Source organism: Pantoea ananatis PA13 (assembly GCF_000233595.1).
In the GTDB taxonomy this organism is placed as follows: domain Bacteria; phylum Pseudomonadota; class Gammaproteobacteria; order Enterobacterales; family Enterobacteriaceae; genus Pantoea; species Pantoea ananatis.
Genome location: NC_017554.1, coordinates 1022659 through 1038288, shown reverse-complemented (window position 1 = coordinate 1038288; position 15630 = coordinate 1022659). Strand labels below are relative to the sequence as shown.

General features: G+C 55.3%; 16 protein-coding genes. 11 read left to right on the top strand and 5 right to left on the bottom strand.

All coding sequences use genetic code 11. From position 1 onward, the window contains the following. Positions 1 to 40: 40 nt before the first annotated feature. The 5 genes from PAGR_RS05005 to PAGR_RS04985 are packed head-to-tail and all read left to right on the top strand — an operon-like array spanning position 41 to position 4324. Complete coding sequence (locus tag PAGR_RS05005; RefSeq protein ID WP_013026930.1) at positions 41 to 883, top strand: ABC transporter substrate-binding protein; 843 nt, start codon at positions 41 to 43, stop codon at positions 881 to 883. Between the two features lie 47 nt (positions 884 to 930). Beyond that, positions 931 to 1668, top strand: coding sequence for an amino acid ABC transporter permease (locus PAGR_RS05000; RefSeq protein WP_014605168.1), 738 nt, complete (start codon positions 931 to 933; stop codon positions 1666 to 1668). After that, positions 1665 to 2309, top strand: coding sequence for an amino acid ABC transporter permease (locus PAGR_RS04995; RefSeq protein WP_013026932.1), 645 nt, complete (start codon positions 1665 to 1667; stop codon positions 2307 to 2309). The genes PAGR_RS05000 and PAGR_RS04995 overlap by 4 nt, the downstream gene beginning before the upstream one ends. Further along, positions 2306 to 3043, top strand: coding sequence for an amino acid ABC transporter ATP-binding protein (locus PAGR_RS04990; protein WP_013026933.1), 738 nt, complete (start codon positions 2306 to 2308; stop codon positions 3041 to 3043). Before PAGR_RS04995 ends, PAGR_RS04990 begins: the two co-directional genes overlap by 4 nt. Positions 3044 to 3052: 9 nt before the next feature. Continuing rightward, entirely contained in the window at positions 3053 to 4324 is a 1272-nt protein-coding gene (locus PAGR_RS04985) for an alanine racemase (protein ID WP_014605167.1), read from the top strand. A gap of 95 nt (positions 4325 to 4419) precedes the next feature. Here PAGR_RS04985 and PAGR_RS04980 read toward each other — a convergent pair whose 3' ends face one another. Genes PAGR_RS04980 through cysJ form a run of 3 tightly spaced genes read right to left on the bottom strand, consistent with a single transcriptional unit; the run spans position 4420 to position 8671 of the window. After that, on the bottom strand, positions 4420 to 5151 hold the full coding sequence (locus PAGR_RS04980) for a phosphoadenylyl-sulfate reductase (protein ID WP_014594441.1): 732 nt from the start codon (positions 5149 to 5151) through the stop codon (positions 4420 to 4422). Next, the gene (gene cysI, locus PAGR_RS04975) at positions 5148 to 6869 is read right to left on the bottom strand and encodes an assimilatory sulfite reductase (NADPH) hemoprotein subunit (RefSeq protein ID WP_014594442.1); all 1722 of its coding nucleotides are present in this window, start codon (positions 6867 to 6869) and stop codon (positions 5148 to 5150) included. Before cysI ends, PAGR_RS04980 begins: the two co-directional genes overlap by 4 nt. Further along, a complete protein-coding gene (cysJ, locus tag PAGR_RS04970) occupies positions 6869 to 8671 on the bottom strand; it encodes an NADPH-dependent assimilatory sulfite reductase flavoprotein subunit (protein WP_044042292.1) in 1803 nt (600 codons plus the stop codon). The genes cysI and cysJ overlap by 1 nt, the downstream gene beginning before the upstream one ends. 273 nt (positions 8672 to 8944) lie before the next feature. Here cysJ and PAGR_RS04965 point away from each other — a divergent pair, with 273 nt between their 5' ends. The 3 genes from PAGR_RS04965 (at position 8945) to PAGR_RS04955 (ending at position 11037) form a co-directional block, all read left to right on the top strand. Continuing rightward, positions 8945 to 9772, top strand: a complete 828-nt coding sequence (locus PAGR_RS04965) for an arylamine N-acetyltransferase family protein (RefSeq protein WP_014605165.1) — start codon at positions 8945 to 8947, stop codon at positions 9770 to 9772. Positions 9773 to 9901: 129 nt separating this feature from the next. Then, positions 9902 to 10261, top strand: a complete 360-nt coding sequence (gene queD / locus PAGR_RS04960) for a 6-carboxytetrahydropterin synthase QueD (RefSeq protein ID WP_013026939.1) — start codon at positions 9902 to 9904, stop codon at positions 10259 to 10261. Between the two features lie 176 nt (positions 10262 to 10437). Next, positions 10438 to 11037 carry an inorganic diphosphatase gene (locus PAGR_RS04955; RefSeq protein WP_013026940.1) on the top strand — a complete coding sequence of 200 codons (600 nt, stop codon included), beginning with the start codon at positions 10438 to 10440 and terminating at the stop codon, positions 11035 to 11037. 32 nt (positions 11038 to 11069) lie between these two features. Here PAGR_RS04955 and queE read toward each other — a convergent pair whose 3' ends face one another. Continuing rightward, positions 11070 to 11741 carry a 7-carboxy-7-deazaguanine synthase QueE gene (gene queE, locus PAGR_RS04950; protein WP_014605164.1) on the bottom strand — a complete coding sequence of 224 codons (672 nt, stop codon included), beginning with the start codon at positions 11739 to 11741 and terminating at the stop codon, positions 11070 to 11072. A gap of 267 nt (positions 11742 to 12008) precedes the next feature. Here queE and PAGR_RS04945 point away from each other — a divergent pair, with 267 nt between their 5' ends. Genes PAGR_RS04945 through PAGR_RS04935 form a run of 3 tightly spaced genes read left to right on the top strand, consistent with a single transcriptional unit; the run spans position 12009 to position 14298 of the window. Next, positions 12009 to 12722, top strand: coding sequence for a nucleoside recognition domain-containing protein (locus PAGR_RS04945; protein WP_014605163.1), 714 nt, complete (start codon positions 12009 to 12011; stop codon positions 12720 to 12722). Then, entirely contained in the window at positions 12715 to 13182 is a 468-nt protein-coding gene (locus PAGR_RS04940) for a YjiG family protein (RefSeq protein ID WP_014605162.1), read from the top strand. The genes PAGR_RS04945 and PAGR_RS04940 overlap by 8 nt, the downstream gene beginning before the upstream one ends. A 3-nt stretch (positions 13183 to 13185) precedes the next feature. Beyond that, positions 13186 to 14298 (top strand): M20 family metallopeptidase, encoded by a 1113-nt coding sequence (locus PAGR_RS04935; protein WP_014605161.1) that lies wholly within the window; start codon positions 13186 to 13188, stop codon positions 14296 to 14298. A gap of 57 nt (positions 14299 to 14355) precedes the next feature. Here the strand turns inward: PAGR_RS04935 and PAGR_RS04930 are convergent, their stop codons facing one another. Beyond that, positions 14356 to 15471, bottom strand: a complete 1116-nt coding sequence (locus PAGR_RS04930) for an endonuclease/exonuclease/phosphatase family protein (RefSeq protein ID WP_014594448.1) — start codon at positions 15469 to 15471, stop codon at positions 14356 to 14358. Between the last annotated feature and the right edge of the window lie 159 nt (positions 15472 to 15630).

The window sequence follows — 15630 nt, the reverse complement described above, 5'->3', positions numbered from 1 at the left end:
TAATGTTGGTGATATCCCTCTTTTATTTGAGAGCAGAAATATGAATACCACTTTCCAGCAAAATGTATTCACCCGGTTCCTGCCTGCCCTGTTCACCGTGGTGGCACTGGCCGGTTGTACGCCAACGGACAATAAAAATGAAACCGCAGGTGCCGCACCGGCATCCACGCTGCAAACCGTGCTTCAGCGTGGCACGTTGCGGGTGGGTGACTGCCTGAGCTTTGCGCCCTTCGGTTTTTACGATAAAGCCGGTAATCCCGACGGTTACGATGTGGATCTGGCCAAAGCCCTGGCAAAAGCGATGGGGGTAAAGCTCGAAATGGTGAATACCACCAGCGCTAACCGCATTCCTAATCTGCAAACCAATAAAGTGGATGTCGTGTTCTGTAATTTCACCCGCAACCTGGAGCGCGCCAAAGAGATTGGTTTTACTCAGCCTTACGTGGTGGCCAGTGAAGCGATGCTGGTTCGCAAAGTAAGCGGAATCAAATCGGCCCACGACATGGCAGGAAAAACCATCGCGACGGTCAAAGGCTCGACCAACGGCGACGAAGTTCGCAGCATGGGGATCGATGTAAAAATCCAGGAATATGATTCCTCTCAGGCAGCAATTCTGGCCGTGAAGCAGGGTCAGGCAGATGCCATGATTGAAGATAATAACTTCCTCGCCTATCAGGCCAAACTCGACCCAACACTGGAAGTCACTAATGAAGCCCTGGTTCCGCTGGAATACAACGCGTTCGGCGTCAAGCAAGGCGATCAGGTGTGGACGAACTATCTCAACGAATTCCTGTTTGAAATTAACGCATCAGGTGAGAACGCTCAGCTCTACCAAAAATGGTTTGGCAGTAAGCCTCGCTATCCGCTGAATCCGCAGTTCTGACAGAAGAGGACACAGGTCACGCCTGTGTCCTCCTGAGGAGGCTTTCTATGCGCTACCAATGGCTGACACTCTGGCAATATGCCGATACCTTTCTCGCCGCGACCTGGTTAACGCTTCAGGTGACGTTGCTGGCTTTTATGCTGGCGCTGGCGCTGGGACTGCTGGCCGCGCTGGCGAAATCTGCGACTTTTGCGCCTTTGCGCTGGTTGAGCCACGGCTACGTTGAATTTATTCGTAACACGCCCGTGTTGCTGCAGATTTTTATCGTCTTTTTCGGGCTTCCCTCGCTGGGCATTACCATGAGCGCCTTTACCGCGGGCGTACTGGCGCTGGGGATTAACGTCGGTGCCTATCTGGCTGAGGTTTTTCGCGCCGGTATTCAGTCCGTCCCCAAAGGTCAGTTGGAAGCCGCCTGGATTCTTGGCATTAGTCGTCGCCAGCGATTTTTAAACGTGGTCATGCCACAGGCCGCGCGCGCCGTCTGGCCCGCGATTATTAACAACCTGATTCAGCTACTGTTGGGCACCTCACTGCTGTCAGCCATTGCGCTACCGGAGTTGACGGGAACCGCAACGGTCATCAATGCGCGTACGCTGCTCTACATTCAGACATTCAGCGTCGTCGCGCTGGTCTATCTGTTTCTCAGTAACCTGTTTTCCTGGCTGGGCAATGTCGCGGGACGCCGACTGTTTATGCCGCCGCTGGTTGTCTCGGTCAAACGGCCCATCTGGACGCAGGCGAAAAGAATGTTTTCCCATACGATTAAACGGGAGCCAGCCCAATGAGCGAATTGATCCTCAGCAGTCTGCCGCTCCTGTGGCGCGGTCTGGTGATTACGTTATTGCTGTCGGTCGCTGCCATTGCGGGCAGCACGTTGCTGGGTTTACTGGCCGCGATTTTGCGTACCAGCCGCATCCCTGTCGCCCGGCAAATTGCCGTGATCTATACCGAGCTGTTTCGCGGCACGCCCGTGCTTATCACGCTGATGTTTATTTACTTTGGCGTGGCTTATTTCGGGTATGACATCAACCTGTTTGCCGCAGGCATTTTGGGCCTGAGCATTTATCAGGGCGCTTACATTGCCGAGATTTTTCGTGGCGGGATTGAAGCCGTGCCGAAAGGACAGTGGGAAGTTTCGTGGATCCTTGGGCTCTCCAGGCGGCAAACTTTCACCAGCGTGATTCTGCCGCAAACTCGCGGCATCGTATTGCCGCCGCTGGTGGGTCAGTATCTGTCGCTGATTAAAGATACCTCTATCGTCAGCATGATAGGCATGTCGGAACTGATGCATCAGGGCCAGGCCATCGTCGATCGCATCGGACAGCCCGTAGTGGTTTATGGTCTGGTTGCCCTGCTCTATTTCGTTATCTGTTTTCCGCTTTCCCGCTGGGTCCAGCATCAGCAAACCAGGAACTCGTTATCATGAAAAATGCAGCCATTACTCTGAGCCGGATTACGAAGTCATTTGGCGCTACGCAAGTTCTGAAAGAGATCAGCCTTGATGTCTCGCCCGGAGAGGTGCTGGTGCTGATCGGCGCATCCGGTTCCGGTAAAAGTACCGTACTACGGATCATGAGTGGTCTGGAAAAGGCCGACGGCGGCGAAATTTGGGTTAACGACGTTCCGCTGCACGACCCAAAACGCAATCGTGATATTTGTGGTCAGGTGGGCATGGTGTTTCAGCAGTTCAACCTGTTTCCTCATAAAACCGCCCTCGGCAATGTCACCCTGGCACTGATAAAAGCGCAGAAGCTGTCAGTGGCCGAGGCGAATTCGCGCGGGATGGCAGCGCTGGAGCGCGTTGGACTGGCTGACCGCGCCGATCACTACCCTTCTCAGCTCTCCGGGGGACAGCAACAACGTGTGGCCATTGCGCGCGCCCTGGCGGTGCAGCCAAAAATCATGTTCTTTGATGAAGCCACGTCCGCTCTCGATCCTGAATTAGTGGGTGAAGTGATGGAAGTGATGCGCGGGCTGGCGCGCGAGGGCATGACAATGGTGGTGGTGACCCACGAAATGGGGTTTGCCCGGAAAACAGCCGATCGCGTTGTTTTTATGGATCAGGGCGTGATTGCTGAGCAGGGTAAGCCGGACGACATTTTTGTTCATCCGCAGAATCCGCGCACGCAACAGTTTCTGTCACGCGTGCTTGAGCACTAAGGAGCCGCCATGTCTTTACATTTTCCGCTGATCGCAGACGCGAAGCTGGACACTGCGCAGCCGTCGCCCCGCTTTAAATCGGTTGCCGGTGAGGGCGATGCTCCCCTTAAGATCGGCACCGCCGTGCTGAGTAGTAAAGATGTCTTTTCGCCCGTCATGGTAATGAAACAGTCCGCTCTGGAAAACAACCTGCGGCAGTTAGCAGCGTTTTGCCAGGAGAAAGGCGTCATGCTGGCAGCACATGGCAAAACCTCAATGGCACCGGCAGTCTTACGCCGGGCCGTGACCCAGGGCGGCGCGTGGGGGATCAGCGCAGCAACACCTGCTCAGGTGCGCGCCCTGCGCCATTTCGGTATCCGAAACGTGTTTCTGGCAAACGAATGTGTCGATCCTGGCGGAATTCGCTGGATTGGTGAATGGCAGCGTCGGCATCCTGACCACGGCTTTCTCTGTTACGTTGACTCCCTGGCGGGCGTCACGCTGCTGGAGCAAAACCTGGGCGACACGGCCATTGCGGTCTTGATTGAAGTGTCGATTCCCGGCGGCAGGACAGGATGCAGAACCGAAGAGGAGGTACTGGCGATTGCTGAGCGCATCGCCCAAAGTCGCCATCTTCATCTTGTGGGTGTCGCAGGCTATGAAGGCGCGCTGGGTGCCGGGCGGGATGCGGCTGGCATGGCGTTAATTCAGCACTACTGCAACGTTATGCTGGACTGCGCCAGAATGCTGGCTGAACGCCAGCTGTTCCACAGCAAGACGATTCTGCTCAGCGCAGGCGGGGGGGCGTGGTTTGATGTGGTGACAGACTGTTTTACCCAGGCCGTTTTGCCGCTGCCGGTTCAGCCTTTGATTCGCTCGGGTGCCTATATGGCACACGACAGCGGGCTCTATTCGCGTATTGCGCCTTTTTCCCAGCCCGGCGCTGACCACCATTTTGAAGCGGCCCTGGAAATCTGGGGGCGCGTGCTTTCCCGCCCTGAATCTGGTCTGGCCCTGCTGGATTTCGGCAGACGGGACGTGCCTTTCGATCAGGATTTGCCCGTGCCTTTATGGATTCGCCAGCCGGATGGCACCGCGCCACGAATCGGCACGCATCTGCACATCAGTGAGGTTAACGATCAGCACGCCTATTTACGCGTGCCTGACGATGAATCGCTGATGCCGGGAGACTGGGTCGGATGCGGTATTTCTCATCCGTGCACGGCATTTGATAAATGGCGTTATCTACCCTTAGTGGATGATGAATACCGGGTGGTGGACAGCGTCGAGACGGCGTTTTGATCGCAGCCGACATCCTTCCCCTGAGGCGATGACGGAGGCCATAGCAAAACGGGCGACCCCAGAGGATCGCCCGTTACCAGAACTCAGCGCGTCAGTTAGCCTTCGTGCAGGCCGCACTCACGTTTCAGGCCAAAGAAACGCGTTTCTTCTTCTGCCATCCCCGGCTCCCACTTGCGCGTGGTGTGCGTATCTCCGACAGACAGATAGCCTTCCTCCCACAGCGGATGGTATTTCAGGTTGTGGGTTTGCAGATACTGATGAATCTGGCGGTTATCCCAGTCAATAATTGGCAGCACTTTAAACACGCCGCGCTGCACGCCCAGTACCGGCAATGTGGCGCGGCTGCCTGACTGATCGCGTCGCAGGCCCGCAAACCAGGTTTGGGCGCCCAGGGTTTCCAGCGCCCGATTCATCGGCTCAACTTTGTTGATCTGGTTGTACTGTTCAATGCCCTCTACCCCTTGCTCCCACAGCTTGCCGTAGCGGGCTTCCTGCCACGCTGGCGAGGTTTCCGCCCGGAACACCTGCAGGTTAAGGTTAAGCTGGTCAGCCAGTTCATCAATAAAGCGGTAGGTTTCCGGAAACAGATAACCGGTATCGGTGAGGATGACCGGAATATCCGGTTGTACGCGCGTCACCAGATGCAGCGATACCGCAGCCTGAATGCCAAAGCTGGACGAGAGCACGTAAGCCCCCGGCAGATTTTCCAGTGCCCAGCTTACACGCTCTTCAGCCGTGGCTTTTTCCAGTTGGGCGTTGGTTGCCGCCAACGCCATCGCGCGCTGGACCTTCGACATCTCATTCAGTGCTGCAAGATCGATACTCATTTTGCCTCCTGCCAGAAGTCGCGCGCAGGATCCAACACCGGCGTAACAATGCCAGCCCGAATCACGAAGTCACCAAAGCCTTCTGCGGCCTCGCGCTCTTTCGCCCAGCGACCTACCAGCTCATCAAGTGTGGCGAGAATTTCACTTTCAGTAATATTTTCGCGATACATACGTGGAATGCGCGTTCCGATGCGGTTACCCCCGATATGCAGGTTGTAACGGCCCGGCGCTTTCCCCACCAGGCCCACTTCTGCCAGCATGGCACGGCCACAGCCGTTCGGACAACCGGTAACGCGTAACACTATGTGCTCTTCGCCTACGCCATGGCTGTGCATGATCTCTTCGACTTTCGTCACGAAAGACGGCAGAAAACGTTCAGCCTCCGCCATCGCCAGCGGACAGGTTGGAAACGCCACGCAGGCCATCGAGTTTTCCCGCTGGGCCGTCACGTTTTCCATCAGGCCGTGTTCGCGGGCAATCGCTTCAATCTGCGCTTTTTGGCTTTCCGGCACGCCTGCCACAATCAGGTTCTGATTGGCGGTCAGACGGAAATCGCCCTGATGGATTTTGGCGATTTCCGCCACGCCGCTTTTCAGCGGACGTCCCGGATAATCCAGCAGACGACCGTTTTCGATGAACAGCGTCAGATGCCACTTGTTATCAATGCCCTTGATCCAGCCAATGCGATCGCCACGGGTGGTGAATTCGTAAGGACGTGTCGGCGCAAACGTGACACCGGCGCGCTTCTCGACTTCCGCCTTGAACGTCTCTACGCCTACGCGTTCCAGCGTGTATTTGGTTTTGGCGTTTTTACGATCGGTACGGTTGCCCCAGTCGCGCTGGGTCGTCACTACCGCCGCTGCCACATCCAGGATCTTATCGACCGGGAAGTAGCCAAATTCGCTGGCGGTACGCGCGTAGGTGGCTTTATTACCGTGCTCGATAGACAAGCCGCCGCCCACCAGCAGGTTAAAGCCCACCAGCTTGCCGTTTTCCGCAATCGCGATAAAGTTCAGATCGTTAGCGTGCAGATCAACATCGTTATGCGGCGGAATCACCACCGTGGTTTTAAACTTACGCGGCAGGTAGGTCTGGCCCAGGATCGGCTCTTCGTCGGTGGTCGCCACTTTTTCCTGATCCCACCAGATCTCGGCATAAGCGCGGGTTTGCGGTAGCAGATGCTCCGACAGCTTTTTGGCCCACTCATAGGCTTCCTGATGCAACTCAGACTCCACTGGGTTTGAGGTGCAGAGGACGTTACGGTTAACGTCATTCGCTGTCGCCAGCGCATCCAGCCCCACTTCGTGCAGCATCTGGTGCGTCGGCTTCACGTTCTTCTTCAGAATGCCGTGAAACTGGAAAGTCTGACGGTTGGTCAAACGGATGCTGCCGTAAAGGGTTTTATCGGTAGCAAATTTATCAATCGCCAGCCACTGTGTGGGCGTAATGATCCCGCCCGGCAGACGACAGCGCAGCATCATCGCATGGCGAGGCTCAAGTTTTTGCTCCGCACGTTCAGCACGAATATCGCGGTCATCCTGCTGGTACATGCCGTGAAAACGGATCAGCAGGAAGTTATCGCCGCTGAAACCACCGGTCAGGCCCTCGTCGAGGTCCTCAAGGATGGTACCGCGCAGGTAGTTGCTCTCTTTTTTTAAACGCTCAGCGTCGGTGAGTTTGCCTTCAACCACCAGCGGTCCAGGGTATTTTTCAGTCATTAGTAAACGTCTCGCTGATAACGGCGCTCAATGCGCAGCTCACTTAAAAATTCGTCAGCCGTTTCACGATCCATAGCGCCGTGTTCGACCACCACATCCAGTAATGCCTGCTCAACGTCTTTTGCCATCCGATTGGCGTCGCCGCAGACGTAAAGGTGCGCGCCTTCCTGTAACCAGCTCCACACCTCCGCACCCTTGGCGCGGATTTTATCTTGTACGTAAATTTTCTCGGCCTGATCGCGCGACCAGGCCAGATCGATATTCGTTAACAGGCCATCTTTCACGTATTTCTGCCATTCCACTTGATACAGGAAATCGTCAGTAAAGTGGGGATTGCCAAAGAATAGCCAGTTTTTACCGCTGGCGCCGTCGTTCTCGCGCTGCTGCATAAAGGCGCGGAACGGCGCAATACCGGTGCCAGGCCCAATCATAATGACCGGTGCATCCGGGTTGGCGGGCAGGCGAAAATTATCGTTGTGTTCGATAAACACGCGCACCTCACCGTCTTCTTCAATGCGATCCGCCAGCCAGGTGGAAGCGCCGCCGCCGCGCGGGCGCCCTTCAATATCAAAGCGCACGGCCCCCACGGTGATATGTACTTCGGTATCGGTTTCGGCCTGAGACGAAGCGATAGAGTAAAGACGCGGCGTTAACGGACGCAGCAAGCCGGATAACTGTTCTGCGCTCAGTTGAGCTGGTGCCAGACGAACCATATCAACAATCGGATAGCGTTGCGCATACTGCTGCAGTTTGGCTTTATCATCCACCAGCGACAGCAGTTCGTCGTTACGCGCTAAGGCTGCGTACTGCGCGACGATTTGCGCCGTATTGACCGTTAACTCAAAATGCTTCTGCAACGCCTCTGCCAGCGGTAACGTCTGGCCCTGCACCTCAACCGGCTCATCGCCTTTTAGCCACACCAGTTCAAGCAGCTCGTTAACCAGCGCGGCGTCATTCTCATACCAGACGCCCAGCGCATCACCAGGCTGGTAGCGTAACCCTGAATCGCCCAGGTCGATTTCGATATGACGCACATCTTTGTCCGAATCGCGCCCGGTAATTTTCTGGTTAACCGCCAGGCTGGCACTAAGCGGCTGCTCTTTAGTGTAAGGGCTGGTGAAGACTTCGTTCACGCTGCCGGCGACGGTTGCCGCACTCTGGGCCGGTGACGCTGCCGGTACGCGTTCTTTCAGTGCGGCAGTAATTGCCGCGCGCCAGGCGCTGGCCTGCTCGGCATATTCAACATCCGCATCGACCCGATCCAACAGTCGTTCTGCACCCAGCTCGGCCAGGCGGCTGTCAAAATCTTTGCCCGCTTTGCTGAAGAATTCATAGGAGGTATCGCCCAGACCAAACACGGCAAAGGCCGCGCCGTCCATTTTGGGCGCTTTCTTAGACATCAGGAATTTATGCAGCGCAACGGCCTCTTCCGGTGGTTCGCCTTCGCCCTGCGTCGAGGTCACGACAATCAGAATTTTTTCCTGGCCAATCTGCTTAAATTTAAAGTCGCCCGCGTTGACCAGATTCACGGTCAGTTTTGCCGCCTGCAGGTCATCGCGTAACTGCTCGGCTACCCGGCGGGCATTGCCGGTTTGTGAGGCAGAGAGCAGCGTAATCGCCGGGGTTTCAGCCTGCGCAGGCGCGCTGGCAACCGCCTGGCCTGGCGTTTGATTGACCATGCCCCAGAAATAGCCAGAGAGCCAGGCCATCTGAGTGGTGGAAAAATCTGTCGTTGCTGCCTGTAAACGAGCAAGTTGCTCCTGAGAGAGCGGAAGCATTGAGCCTGGTGCCTGAGTCGTCATCGCGATAAAAATTCCAGTAGCAGAAGTCCGGACCGAATAGTAGCGGAAGAGAAGAAAGGGTACAGGCTGCTATATTAACGATTAAATACGCCTTCGACATATCAAATAACCAAAATGACTAAATGGTTTTTCAGATAAAATTAATCGTTAAAAGTGGTAAGAATATTGAGAGTTAACACACTCAGGTAATCACGGCGCGCACTGGACTTTACGACGGGTGATCGCGGCAAATTGCTGGGTTAACAACAGGAAAACGGCCAGGAGCAACGACAGGTGCCAGGCATTATCACCGCGTTACCGCAAGCAATGGCGGAGCAGATTCTGCAAAAACTGGGGTTTAGCGCGCCTCCCGCCCCTGATGAGGTCGGACTGAGTGAGATATATCGCGCCTGGTGCCAGTCGGTACCCTTTGATAATCTTCGCCGCCGTCTAATGACTGACCACGACAGCGCCCTCCCCTTGCCCGGCAGCACGGCAACCGACTTTTTCACTCACTGGTTAACCTATGGCACAGGCGGCACCTGCTGGGCGGGCCATGGCGCGTTGCATGCCCTGCTGATACACGTGGGATTCAACGTGCAGTTTGGCCTTTCCACCATGCTGTCCTCACGTCCGGCGCCCGCAGGTTCCCCCGGTCATGGCATGCTGTTTGTTAACACGGATGCAGGCACGCGGGTGGTTGACAGCACGCTGCTCCATGGCCATCCGCTCCCGCTGGAAGCCAGGCTGAATCCCCATCCCGTCTGGGGCACACGCGTTTATGAGCGAGACGGCAGTTGGTACATACACTGGAAACCGCTGGGTCGGGCAGGAATCGACTGCAAAATTCTGACTACCTGCCTCCCCGTTGACGCGTTTCAGTCACGTCATCAACAGAGCCGACATAGCAGCCGCTTTGACGGTGCCTTGCTGATTCGCCGCGCCAGCGCCGGGAGCATCACCGGAATCGTGAAGGGAGAACGGGTTATCAGGGACCCTGAGGGAAAGGAAACCTTTACGCCGCTGTCACGTTCAGAGCAGCAACGGCTGCTGATTGAGGATTACGGCATAGCGGAAGCTATCGTGGCGCGGCTTCCGGCTGACGATCCGAGTCATGGCTGAGCGCATTGTGGGAAAGGCGCGCGAATCCTTTTACTATTCTGGCTTAATCGTCGTTTAACGGCGCTTAGCAGATGCGAAAAACTGCCCTTTCAGGTAGAATTCAGCCGTTTTTAATGCCTGAGAGCGATTATGTCTACCACGTTATTTAAAGAGTTCCAGTTCGAAGCCGCACACTATTTACCCAATGTGCCGGCAGGACACAAATGCGGCCGTCTGCACGGTCACTCATTCCTTGTTCGTCTGGAAATTACCGGTGAAGTGGATGCGCATACCGGCTGGGTCATGGATTTTGCTGAGCTGAAAGCGGCGTTTAAACCCCTCTATGACAGGCTCGATCACTATTATCTTAATGAGATCCCCGGACTGGAGAATCCCACCAGCGAAGTCCTGGCAAAATGGATTTGGGATCACATGAAGCCTCGCCTGCCGCTACTGAGTGCGGTGATGATCAAAGAAACCTGTACTGCAGGCTGCACCTATCGCGGTTAATCTGCTCTGTACGGCAGCGCAGGGCCGGTCACCCGCTGACTGACCTGTTGATCGGCCTGCTGCCGCCTCTCCTGCACGACATCAGCTGAACTCTCCTCCTCTGTCTGACGTCATCCTTCTGTCATCTTTCCCCACCAGGCTGTTCTCTCCTTCATTAAAGATCAAGAGAATCAACAATGAACCTGGTAAAACCGCTTTTTGCTTGTCTCTTTTTTATCACCGCCTCTGCCGCCGTTCAGGCGGAAAACATCCTCAGCTTTCCACAACCCGATTCACTGCCCGACGAATTCTATGCCGTGACGGAAATTCCCGCAGGCGGAATCATCAAATATGAAACCGATGCGAAAACCGGTTTTATCGTTGCCGATCGTTTTCAGTCGATGCCGGTCGCTTATCCGGCAAACTACGGTTCGCTGACGCAATCGCTGGGCGGCGATAACGATCCGCTGGATGTGATCTTCTACACCCGCGCCCCACTTGCGCCCGGGACATTAATTAAACTGCGCCCGATTGGCGTACTGAAAATGATCGACGGTGGCGAAGTGGATGACAAAATCGTGGCGGTTCCGGCCAGCAAAGTCGATCCGACCTATGATGCGATTCAGACGGTTGCCGATCTGCCAAAGCTGGAACAGCAGCGGCTGGAAGCGTTCTTTCGCGTCTATAAAGCGCTGCCGGAAGGGCGTAAAAACGTGGAGCTGAAGGGATTCGAAGACGCCAGCGCGGCCAAAGCGGAGATCAAACAGGCTTTTGAGGCCTGGAAAGCGAAGCAATAACGGTCAGGCGGCGAGAGGCCGCCTGAGTCTTATCAGGCGATGTTCAGATATTTATGTGTCTGCATCGACAGGCGCCAGTTGCGCGCAATACAGGTCTCAATACAAAGTTTTGTCGCCTCATTTTTGCGGCTAATTGGCTGCAGCGCAATGATTCGAGCTTTGCTGTCCTGAATGCCAGCCAGCAGGTCGTCTAACGCCTCCACATCACGTTGCCGGGCAACCGGATGTTTGATTTCATCCGCACGGCTCAGGGCCTGAGCCAGCACGTCGTATCCGCCGCGCATATTTACCTTCGGTGAAACGGTAACCCAGGTTTGTTCGGAACAGTGGATTTCATGGGTTCCGCTGGTTTCAATCTGGCATTGAAATCCTGCCGCCTCCAGCGATGCGGTCAGCGGGCGTAAATCGTAAATGGCCGGTTCGCCGCCAGTGATCACCACATGCCGGGCCGTCCAGCCCTGTTGCGCAATGCTGCTGAGCAGCGTCGCCGTATCGGCGTTGCCCCAGGCATCGCTTTCCACCGTTTTGACCAGAATATCGCCTAATGATGTTTCCCGATCCGCCTGTTTTTCCCAGGTGTGTTTGGTGTCACACCAGCTGCATCCTACCGGACATCCCTGTAAGCGGATGAAAATAGCCGGCACGCCGGTGTAATAACCTTCGCCTTGCAGCGTCTGGAACATTTCGTTAATCGGGTACTGCATAATGGTCTCTGTGGTTTTAGCAAAACGCGATTATCGCAGAACTCCGGGTTAAGATCATGTCAGGTGATGCGGCGTGGCTGACTCTGTCTAAGGCAAGCCGGATTTTTGCGTTTATCCAGAGGCGAATTTCACTGATTATTGTGAGCTGTTTAGCACTATTTGGCCCGTTGCTGGCTCTTTGTACTGCAAATTGATCGTCATCATTCCTCCGCTTACATCCCACTTTTAGCATCGCCTTTTGTCGCCAAAGATGTAAGGAAATAAACGATGACTGACTCTTCTCAATCCGAACCGCTCAAGGTCGGACCGGGCGCTTACCTGGCCTTGCTGTTTGCCATGGTGTTTTTCTCCGGTCTGCCTGGCGGAAAAGAGTGGTATGCCGTGTTTGACTTCACCACATTAAACGGGGCATTCGGAAAAGTGGTATCCGGTGTCAGTCTTCAAACCGACACCCTGGATGTCGCGCAAAGCGCCTTTCGGGGAAAAGGCGGTTATGGGGCAATGGATGGGTTCCTGTTCGCATTTGGGTTGATCCCTGCTGTTATGTTTGCGTTAGGCATGATCAACGTGCTTGAGCACTACGGCGCACTTCGTGCAGCCCGTAAGCTACTTACCCCGCTACTGCGGCCTCTGATGGGGATCCCAGGCTCAACCGGGCTGGCCATGATTGGGAGTCTGCAAAGCACGGATGTTGACGCATCATTAACCCGCGTACTGGCTGATGAAGGGCAGATCACGGAAAAAGAAAAAATAATTTTTACTATGTTTCAGTTTTCCGCTGGCGCGATGATTACCAACTTTTTCTCCTCCGGTGCGGTGCTGTTTACCCTGGTAGCGCTTGATGGCTCGCATGCCGTTCCAGCCTCAATTGGTCTGTGCGTGGCGGTAATGTTCGTCATGAAAATCGTGGGCGCTAATCTGGTTCGCCTGATCCTGACGATCGGCGAACGCAGACAAGGTACAGAGGTAAAAAATGACTGACTCAGCTAAACCGATGATCACCGATGTCTTTGTGGCCGGAGCGCGAAAAGGCTGGACCATCGCGACGACCAGCACACTGCCTAACGTTCTGATGGCCTTCATTATTATTTATGCCCTGGAACTCACCGGCACGCTGGCTGGCATGGCATGGCTGTTCGGCCCCCTGATGCGGCTTTTCGGCCTGCCGGGCGAGGCCGCCGCGGTGCTCATTGGCGGCTGGATGTCCATGGGCGGTGGCGTGGGCGTTGCCATCAGTTTATTTGAGCGAGGGATTCTGACCGGTGCCCATCTGGCTATCCTGGCGCCAGCCATCTACCTGATGGGTTCACAGGTCCAGTACGCTGGACGCATTCTTGGCGTGATCGGCATTCCAGCAAAACGTATCCCTTTGATGATTGCCCTGTCGGTGCTGAATGCCTTCGGCGCCATGATAGTTATGCGACTGATGATTGCGGAGTAACCTATGGAATTAACACAGTATCTTCAGGAACTGGAACAGGTTGTCAATATTGACTGCGGAACGGGCTCGGTGGAAGGCGTGGAACAGGTATACCAGCACTTTCAGCAATGGTATCAACAGGATGGCTGGCACTGTCAGCGTGTTGAGCTGGACGACAAGGTGGGCCCGGGCCTGCTGGTCACCAACAAACCTGATGCAGAGCATTATGATGTTTTACTGGTGGGGCATATGGATACCGTTTTTCCTGTGGGAACGGTGGCTGCACGTCCTTTCTCTCTTGAGGGCGATCGCGCCAGAGGCCCCGGCGTGGCGGACATGAAAGGGGGATTGCTGACCATTCTCTGGGCTTTACGTGGGCTGAATCACGCTGAGCGCGATCGTTTATCTATTGCCGTCGCCATGAATCCCGATGAAGAAACCGGATCGGTGTATTCTCATCACTGGTTGACCGGGCTGGCAAAACGCAGCCGTTGCGTGCTGGTTGGCGAAGCGGCGAGAAGCGATGGCTCACTGGTCAAAGCACGGAAAGGCATGGCGCGGTATCGGCTGAATTTTAGCGGCGTTGCTGCGCATTCGGGCAACGATCCCGATAAAGGCCGTTCAGCCATCAACGCACTGGCGCACAGCGTCATTGCCGTTGCGAACCTGGCCGATCCCGCACAGGGCACAACGGTAAACACCGGCGTGATCTCAGGCGGGGACGCGACAAATATTGTGCCAGACCACGCAGAGATGATCGTAGACGTGCGCTTTCAGCTTAACGCTGAGTTTGAGCGGGTCAACATGGCGATGAAAGCCCTTGCGCATTCTGAGACGGAGCCCGGCGTAACGACGCAGGTTACCCAGCAGGCTTACACGCCTGCCATGACGCCAGATGCTAAAACAGAAGCGCTAATGCAGATCGTCGAGCAAGCCGGGCAAACAGAAGACATTGAGATTAGCTGGCAGGCTGTAGGCGGGGGCTCAGATGCCAACCATACCGCCGCAGTGGGCACGCCCTCACTGGATGGGTTTGGCCCCATCGGCGCAAATTTTCATAGCCCGTCTGAATATATGGAACTGAACAGCATTGAACCGCGCATTCGTTTACTGAAACGCATCATTCAGTCGCTGTAATGCTGTGGCTGCACAGGCTGCGGTCAGCGCCGCGACCTGTGCCGTCTATACCTCGGACTAGATCTTCAGGTCCACCCAGACTGCCGCATGATCCGAGGCGGCATTCACCTCTTTTTTCAGTTCGGGATAGGTTTCCCATTTTACCGGGCGCACGCCTGGCCACATCCCTTTGCGCCACACGCCGCCCTTTTCCACTTTTTTCCACAGCGCGGGGGACAGTAAAATGTAGTCAATTTTATTACTGGCGCTGCAGCCGCCCCAGGTTCCTGGATAGCCGCCGTTATCAAATTTTTCATGGGTGAAGATATCTTTCAGATCGGTTTCTTTCAGCAGAGGTGCCAGCGCCTCGCTGTCCGGCGTATCGTTAAAGTCTCCGGTGATAGCAATCAGCGTTTGTCCCTCTTTAATTCGCTGCTGATAAATTGCCTTCACCCGTTCGGCCTGCAGTTTACGGCGGGCGTCGGAAAGCGTTTTGGCACCGTAGCCTTTGCTTTTAAAATGGTTAACCAGCACGTGCAGGGTTTGTCCATCGGGTAGCGGAATCGCAAATTCGGGACAGTCGCGCGAGAAAATCAGGTCGCCCTGCTTATCCTTATCATCAACGTGGCTGCGAATGGTGTCGATTGCGAAGCCTGCTCCTGTCATCAGGCCAACATCTATGCCCCGCTCATCGTTGCCGTCAATCACCATGACGTGGCCAAAAGGCGTTCCCTGGCGCGCAGGCAGCATGGCGTTATTAAATTCCAGTAAAGCGGGCCGGCTTTCTGCCTCAACAACGGTCAAAATATCTGCCTTAAGGTCAATCATGACCTGCGCTGTTAATCCCATAGCTATTTCATCTACCGGCGCACGCCGCAGTTCCAGCGAACCGACCCAGTCGGCGCGTCCTGCGGCAATAATCTTTATTCCGCTGTTGTCTGTGGGGCGGGTTAAAAGCTTTCCCCGGTTACGCCGCAGGATAACAAAGGGGCCGGTATCTGACTTTTGCAGCCCCAGCGCCTCCATCAATTCCACCATTTGCTTCTTAGTCGCATCGCTGTATTCCACCTGCCCCAGCAGTGCATTCAGTTGGGCGAATTTTTCCAGCGTCGGTTTGCCCTCACGCCATTCGTTTTGGTTCATTGCTCTGGCGCGATCGAACAGGTTTTCCACGTTATAAGAAGCCAGTCTCATGCGTTTCCCCCTTCTGCCTGTCAGAAATGTGAACCTGAAGCGCGTGCTTCAGGCCAGCGGTAAGGTGCGGGGTCAGCCCGGCGCACCTTGCTCGTTATTCAGTGTCGGTGGGTTTTATTAAGAACGGATGTAAACAGCATAGACGTCGCGCAAAAAGAT